The organism is Bacteroides sp. HMSC067B03 (assembly GCF_001811315.1).
Taxonomy (GTDB): domain Bacteria; phylum Bacteroidota; class Bacteroidia; order Bacteroidales; family Bacteroidaceae; genus Bacteroides; species Bacteroides faecis.
Genome location: NZ_KV804257.1, coordinates 62,609 through 70,093, shown reverse-complemented (window position 1 = coordinate 70,093; position 7,485 = coordinate 62,609). Strand labels below are relative to the sequence as shown.

9 protein-coding genes are annotated in these 7,485 nt (G+C 38.7%); 2 read left to right on the top strand and 7 right to left on the bottom strand.

Translation table 11 applies throughout. The features are described 5' to 3' along the window. Positions 1-32 precede the first annotated feature (32 nt). From HMPREF2794_RS01805 to rpsF, 5 genes are all read right to left on the bottom strand, one after another. Positions 33-1,151, bottom strand: a complete 1,119-nt coding sequence (locus tag HMPREF2794_RS01805) for a Gfo/Idh/MocA family protein (RefSeq protein WP_022301592.1) — start codon at positions 1,149-1,151, stop codon at positions 33-35. Between the two features lie 252 nt (positions 1,152-1,403). Further along, complete coding sequence (locus HMPREF2794_RS01800; RefSeq protein WP_055270603.1) at positions 1,404-3,050, bottom strand: DUF6377 domain-containing protein; 1,647 nt, start codon at positions 3,048-3,050, stop codon at positions 1,404-1,406. A gap of 79 nt (positions 3,051-3,129) precedes the next feature. After that, positions 3,130-3,573: a 50S ribosomal protein L9 gene (rplI, locus tag HMPREF2794_RS01795; RefSeq protein WP_010539395.1), complete on the bottom strand. Its 444-nt coding sequence runs from the start codon at positions 3,571-3,573 to the stop codon at positions 3,130-3,132. A gap of 14 nt (positions 3,574-3,587) precedes the next feature. Beyond that, positions 3,588-3,860, bottom strand: coding sequence for a 30S ribosomal protein S18 (rpsR, locus tag HMPREF2794_RS01790; RefSeq protein ID WP_008759740.1), 273 nt, complete (start codon positions 3,858-3,860; stop codon positions 3,588-3,590). Positions 3,861-3,862: 2 nt separating this feature from the next. Beyond that, complete coding sequence (gene rpsF, locus HMPREF2794_RS01785) at positions 3,863-4,207, bottom strand: 30S ribosomal protein S6 (RefSeq protein WP_055270504.1); 345 nt, start codon at positions 4,205-4,207, stop codon at positions 3,863-3,865. 160 nt (positions 4,208-4,367) lie between these two features. Between rpsF and HMPREF2794_RS01780 the strand changes: the two genes are divergently transcribed. Then, the gene (locus HMPREF2794_RS01780; RefSeq protein ID WP_008759738.1) at positions 4,368-4,814 is read left to right on the top strand and encodes a MarR family winged helix-turn-helix transcriptional regulator; all 447 of its coding nucleotides are present in this window, start codon (positions 4,368-4,370) and stop codon (positions 4,812-4,814) included. A gap of 139 nt (positions 4,815-4,953) precedes the next feature. Beyond that, positions 4,954-5,130: a hypothetical protein gene (locus HMPREF2794_RS28745; RefSeq protein ID WP_010539397.1), complete on the top strand. Its 177-nt coding sequence runs from the start codon at positions 4,954-4,956 to the stop codon at positions 5,128-5,130. A 75-nt stretch (positions 5,131-5,205) separates the two neighbouring features. Here the strand turns inward: HMPREF2794_RS28745 and HMPREF2794_RS01775 are convergent, their stop codons facing one another. Both HMPREF2794_RS01775 and HMPREF2794_RS01770 read right to left on the bottom strand, forming a co-directional pair. After that, the gene (locus tag HMPREF2794_RS01775) at positions 5,206-5,907 is read right to left on the bottom strand and encodes a response regulator transcription factor RprY (protein ID WP_005678712.1); all 702 of its coding nucleotides are present in this window, start codon (positions 5,905-5,907) and stop codon (positions 5,206-5,208) included. Position 5,908: 1 nt separating this feature from the next. After that, on the bottom strand, positions 5,909-7,465 hold the full coding sequence (locus tag HMPREF2794_RS01770) for a sensor histidine kinase (RefSeq protein ID WP_010539398.1): 1,557 nt from the start codon (positions 7,463-7,465) through the stop codon (positions 5,909-5,911). Positions 7,466-7,485: the final 20 nt, after the last annotated feature.

Sequence of the window (7,485 nt, the reverse complement as noted above, 5' to 3'; positions counted from 1 at the left end):
ATTTTCTTCTTGAAAAGTCTGACATGGTTTTATTATTTTAAGGAGTTAGTTATTTGTGGTGGATTACTATGTAGCAACCCATATCCATTTTTCATGTTTTTTCTGCGTTCGCGTATCTGCTCAAGAGTCTGTAAGTTACCGATAGCCGGCAAATCATTCATACGTGCATCCTGTAAGAATTTCCACGCATATTCGGATGCGATAGTCGAATCGTACATTAACGGCAGACGGGGATTTCGTTTACCGGTCAACACTGAATCAGCAAACAAATCGCACAGTACATCAATATTCTTCCCACCAAAAGGTTTTTCCACACGAAGTGTCTGATGCACTCCATGTAAATCAACAACAGCGGTTTTGAAATCATGCGTCATACGCACAATACCTTCTGTACCTATAATATCTACATAAGAATTATGTGTCTGATCTTTGGATAGCTGCCCATAGACAAAGCCTTGCGTGATATCAAAGACTATACCATTTTGAAAAGTTCCGTGACATTGTACCCACCAAGGGTCTTTGTAATTCCACATGTTCACGCCTTGGGCATTCCATGTTCTATATTCACTTTCAGCGTACCAGCGGACAATATCAACATAATGCATTCCGCAATCGTGGAAAGCCGGTCCTTCATACTCATGCCCTTCACCCGGTGCCAATCCCGGAGTCATGTGGCAGATACGGATGATAGCCAACTCCCCAATTTCTCCCTTTTGAATATATTCCTTCATCAAATTATGATACCAGGAGTTTCGCAGATATAAATTCACCGTAGAAAGTACATTTGAATTCTCTATCATATCTACTACTTTCCACTCTTTTTCCATTGTATCTGCAACGGGTTTTTCCGCAATGATATGCTTTCCGTATCGAATAGCCTTTTCTATTTGTTCAAGTCTTGAGTCTGCTAATGTGAAGAGTCCGACAACCTGTATACTCTCGTCTTCAAAAATTCTCTGATCATTATCTATTACACGAGATTCAGGAGATAATTTCTTTGCCAGTTCGCGTGTTGTAGGGTCCGTATCACAAATATAGGCAATCTCCCATCGCCCACTCTTTCGCATCGCCTCCCAATAGAATCTTCCCATTCTACCGAAACCGATTATTCCTACCTTTATTTTTGTGTCTAGTGAAAATTGTGTATTCATAAAACATGGCGAATTTAAGTACAAACAATATATAAGATACCGATTTTCATCCGTTCGCAAATTGTCTGAAAACCGATATCGCAAAACTAGCCAAATAAATAACGCTTTATGGAGTCTACACAACTTTATGTAGATTCAAAAAACGCATTTACCTCTATATATCAAACACTTATCTATATTTACCTATCTAAAAAATGTAGATAGTTTGGAAAGGGCTTTTCCTTAGAAATGGCACAAAATCGTCTATACTGGTCAGATTTTCATAATTTCATTTTCAAATTCATCCCGGTCTACCGCAGCCTTGTTTCGCATCTTAGTACGATAATTATAGACAGTACTTGTAGAGCAACGGAGGAAGTTGGCGATCTTACCACTATCTGTGATACCCAGACGCAACAAAGCATAAATGCGTAGCTCCCTGTTCAACAATGCATCCTGCTTGAGAATAATTTTCTCATCATCTTTCAGCAAGGCATTGAAATCTGAAACAAAAGTCGGATATAAATTCAAAAAGACTCTATCGAAGCGAGTATATAAAGCATCAAGTTCATCATCAATCAGCGCAGATGATTTCAGCTTTTTAATCAGTTCTTCATAACACTTATTAATGGCTATCTTATAAAGCATATTCTGATATTTCTCCATTTTATGGATGTAACTGAAACATACATCGAAGAATTGAGCTATATAATGCTCCTTTATATTATTAATCTCAGACAGTTCATCATTCTTGTCATTCAGCTCACTATTCATACTATTGAGCTTGTCGTTCAATCTCAAAAGTTCCTCATTACTTTGTGCCAACGCCCGCTTCATCCGCAGTGTCTTCTTCATCTGAATATAAATGAACACCACCAATACGACTAAAAGAAAAAGAGAAACGCTGGTTGAGATAAGAAAGGTAATCAGATTCGATTTAGATCTGGCTTCCTCCGTCTGATAAGCTGTATTAATAATAGAATAGAATTTATAGATTTCCATTGCCCGGAAATGAATACCGGAGGAAACTACATCATCAATAGCCGACTGTGTAAATTTGAAAGCATCCGCCAAATTATTTTCCTCATATTGTATCAGTGCAAGTGCCTGTAAGGAGGCCGTTTCACGTGTGGCATTCTGAATATCAGCAATGGCAGACATCATGAGGTATTTCTTTGCATCATCCTCTCTCTTCAAATAGCGGCTCAGCATGGCATACGAATGAGTAATCATCGCATAATTAGGAGTTCCTACCTCCTCAGCATTCAGCAACTCATCCAAAATCTTGATCGCCTTTGTTGAATCGCGTCCTGTATAAGAATAAGCCCGTGACAATTTATAGTCAAAGGAAGTATGATCCATAAGAGCATACAGTGAATCCTGATAGGCTTCCCGTTTTTTTCCGTACTGATTATTGGTAGCAGAAATCGAATAATACTCCCAAAAACGGGCATATGTATCATAATAAGTAGCTAATAATGAACGAGGAAGTTCTGATGGTTTTATATTTTCGAGGAGTAATTCCGCATCCCTATACCTGCCGCACATAGAATATACGAGACTGAGTTGTAAAGACGACTGGTATTTCAGGTAGTTTCTGTTTAGCTGACGAGCAATTTCAAGATTCCGGTCGACATAATGAATGGCAGAATCAATATTAAATTTCTTATACTCGTTGTATAATTGAAGATTAATTTTGTATTCCCGATCGGGAGTCAGCCCGGAGTCTTTCAACAAACATTTAATTCGGGCAATCCGCTGTTCCTTCTTCTGCACAAATAGAGGCTTCGCATCTATCATTTTATGCAGAGAGTCAGCCAGTATTTTCAATTCGTTATTCGCATAAAGAGCATTGCCAATTCCCAGAGAGACCAGGAGCAGCAAAACGATTCTCTTCAGATAACAACGGTTGAATTTCATATTATCAGCAAAGATGATAAAAAAAAGCGATTTATCCATCAGAACAAATCGCTTTTTTATATAAGAAGTAAATTTGCTCTTATTCAGCAACTACTTCGAAAGGAATTTCTACAGAAACTTCCTTGTGAAGTTTTACGATAGCTTTGTAGTTACCAACTTCTTTCACAGCGTCTTTTACAACGATGATCTTTCTGTCAACTTCGTGACCCAGTTTTGCCAATGCTTCAGCAATCTGGATATTGCTAACAGAACCGAAGATAGTACCTGTTGAACTAACTTTTGTTGCGATAGTCAATGAAACGCCTTCCAACTTAGCAGCCAGTGCTTCAGCATCTTTCTTGATCTTCTCAAGTTTGTGAGCACGCTGTTTCAAGTCTTCAGCCAACATTTTCTTTGCAGAAGGAGAAGCGATGATAGCTTTTCCAGTCGGGATCAGATAATTACGACCGTATCCGGATTTCACGTTTACGATATCGTTCTTATAACCCAAGTTTACGATGTCTTCTTTCAATATAATTTCCATACTTTTCCTCCTTCTTATTTCATCATGTCAGTTACATAAGGCAACAATGCCAAGTGACGAGCTCTCTTCACAGCTTGTGCGATACGACGTTGGAACTTCAAAGAAGTACCAGTGATACGACGTGGAAGAATTTTTCCTTGTTCGTTCAAGAATTTCTTCAAGAATTCAGGATCTTTGTAGTCGATATAACGGATACCGCTCTTTTTGAAACGACAGTATTTTTTCTTCTTAACGTCTACTGAGGGCGGAGTTAAATATCTGATTTCTGATTGAGTCTGTTGTGCCATGATTAATCCTCCTTTTTGTTTGATTTAACACTTCTTCTTTTAGCAGCATATTCCGCAGCATACTTGTCCATTTTGAAAGTCAAGAAGCGGATAACGCGTTCATCACGACGGAAGTTAAGTTCCAACTTGTCAATTACAGTAGGATCTGCATTGAACTCAACCAATTGATAAAAACCTGTAGACTTCTTCTGAATTGGGTAAGCCAATTTCTTCAGTCCCCAGTTTTCTTCATTGATAATCTCAGCACCTTCAGTTTGAAGAATACCTTTGAATTTGTCTACCGCTTCCTTCATCTGAACATCAGACAAAACGGGAGTTAAAATGAAAACGGTTTCGTATTGATTCATACTCGTTTAATTAAATAAATAATTTATTTTATTTTAAATTGCGGGTGCAAAGTTAGGCATTTTATTTTGAACTACAAATATTTAATCTTTTTTTGTATCCGAATGTAGGAATTATCCGGGAAGAGGCTTACCTTTGCAAAGTTGTTTAAACAATAATTTCATGATAGAGCAATTTAATTTCGATATCCGGCTTATATTCGCCATCTTAAATGGTAAGGTTTCCGCTGCAATCAACCGGAAGCTATATCGTAATTTCCGTCAGAACGGTCTGGAAATCAGCCCTGAGCAATGGACGGTACTCATCTTTCTATGGGAGAAGGACGGCGTTACGCAACAAGAGTTGTGCAATGCAACTTTTAAAGACAAACCCAGCATGACCCGCCTCATAGACAACATGGAACGGCAGCATCTTGTAGTGCGCATTTCTGACAAAAAAGATCGCCGTACCAATCTGATCCACCTGACAAAAGACGGAAAAGAACTGGAAGAAAAAGCGCGCATCATTGCAGGACAGACTTTGAAGGAAGCTCTTCATGGCATTACCCTGGAAGAACTGAGCATTGGACAGGAAGTCTTAAAAAAGGTATTCTACAATACCAAGGACTAGGCAGAAAAGCAATCATTTAATTCATAAAATCCACTAAATCTGTCTTTATAATGGATTTTTCACCTAAATTATTTCGCCCGTTAAAGAATTATGCTTTAATTTGTGACTGGAATATTATAATCTATTAAAATACACACGCATGAAAGGCTTATTAAAGAATTTGGGATTGATATTAATCTTGATCGGAGTGGTCATCCTGTTGGCTTGTTCCTTTACCGGCAATGTAAACAACAACGCGGTTCTGGGCAGTTCAGTATTCCTTGTAGTACTGGGACTCATTTCTTATATTATCATTAATAAGAAGATCGCTGATTAATTTATTAGAAATCAATAAAAAATCCCGGGAACGAATGTTTCCGGGATTTTTTATTTGTGGTTATCCGAATACTCATTAAGATTCAACTTCCGGTGTAATCAGCTTATAGCCTTTTCCGTGGATATTGATAATCTCAATAGAATCATCTTCTTTCAAGTGCTTACGCAACTTCGTGATATACACATCCATACTACGGGCATTGAAGTAGTTATCATCAATCCAGATAGTTTTCAGAGCAAAGTCACGTTGCAGAATCTCATTAGCATGTGCACAAAGCAGTCCGAGAAGTTCAGACTCTTTGGTAGTCAACTTGGTCTGCTTGCCTTCTGTAGCCAGAATCTGTTTCTGAGTGTCAAAGGTAAACTTACCGATTTTGTAGATGTTGCTTTCTTTGTTCTTCTTTCCACGAACACGTCTCAAGATAGCTTCAATTCTGAAAGTCAACTCTTCCATACTGAATGGTTTAGTGATATAATCATCCGCACCAATCTTAAATCCTTCCAGAATATCTTCTTTCAGCGTTTTTGCAGTCAGGAAGATAATAGGTATCTCAGCATTCGCAGCACGGACATCCTGTGCCAACGTAAAGCCATCCTTTTTAGGCATCATAACGTCAAACACGCACAAGTCATATTTATTCTTCAAGAAAGCCTTATAACCGGCTTCTCCATCAGGATATAACTCAGCAGAATAACCTTTTGCCTGTAAATATTCTCTTAAAAGCATGCCAAGATTTTCGTCATCCTCGCATAATAAAATACGCAGTTTCTCGTCCATATCAATTATTTTTTAATAAAGGTAATGCAATAATAAATTTAGTTCCCACGTTCAGGTCGCTTTCCGCTCTAATGGTTCCCTTATGATCGGTAATAATTTTCTTCACATAAGCCAATCCCAGTCCAAACCCCTTCACATCGTGCAGATTACCCGTATGCACACGATAGAACTTTTCAAATATCTTTTTCAGGTTTTCCTTCTTGATACCAATACCGTTATCTTGTATCGAAATCATCAGTTTACCCGATTCATTCCACGTTTTCACCTTCAGTTCCAGATCCTCTTCCGCTTTTTTATATTTTACCGCGTTATCCATCAGATTGAAGATCACATTGGTAAGATGCATTTCATCTGCAAATATAACAGGATCGGCAGCCTCAAGGTTCGATGTTATCTTACCATTATATCGTTCCACTTTCAGTGCAAAGGTATTGATCACTCCCGATATCAGTTCGTTCGCATCGATTTCCTTCATCTTCAGCGTTGCCTTCTGCCGGTCAAACATTGACATCTGCAGCACCTTTTCTACCTGAAAGCGCAAGCGCTTGGTTTCATCATTAATAACTCCCGATATATGCTGGAACATTTGCGGTGATTTTGCTACCGCGGGGTCCTTCAACATCTGCGCTGCCAACGAGATAGTTGATATCGGAGTCTTGAATTCATGCGTCATGTTATTGACAAAGTCATTCTTCATCTCCGTCAACTTCTTCTGTCGAAATACGATATAAATCGTAAAGATGAATGTCACCAACAACACCAGCGTAAATATCAGCGACGGAATCATGAAACTGATCGAATCGAAAATATAGTCCTTCCTTCCCGGGAAATGTACTTTCAGAATGCTCATCTTTGCAGGCGGGTCGTTTTTAAACAATGCCTGCTGATAAGACTCCTCACTTCCTTTTGTTTCATAATCCGCACAACGGTAGACTTCACGTCCATCCTTGTCAATCACAGAATAATGAAAAGGCAGATCTATACTATTATTATATAGATTCGATTTAAGATACCCGTTTAAGTCTCCAAATCGTACCCTATCGCCAATCGACCTGTCGCTTCCCCGATAAATCATCTGCCAGGCTACTTCATCCAGCAATGCCCGTTGATACATATATCGGTTTTTAATAGCTTCTACCAGTGAACGCGAAGTTTCCGGAATCGTCTTTGAGCCTCTATAAGGAGAAATCATAGCTTTAGGAAGCTCAGATGGTTTGGTAGTCATCACTTTCAGTTCAAAGTCCGAATACACTCTGCCATCTTTTGACTTTACTGTAAAACGTTGCGTTTGCTGAATCAAATTGTTTTGTTGTATGGAAGAATTGTTCGCAGTCAACGCTTTTCTCTCAGCTTCTGAAATATCTTCGATTAACCAGCGTCTTGTTTCTGCATATTCCACATCCTTGGAAACCTGATCCAAGCTGTTGCGCACAGCCGCATCAAATTGTTCCTTCCGGGTTTTCATCATTTCCTCTATATAACTGACCTGCAGATACAACAGACTAAGGAAAGAAAGCCCCATTACAATACTTAATATCCAAATTGTTGACTTCTTCATAGCAACAAAATTAACACTCC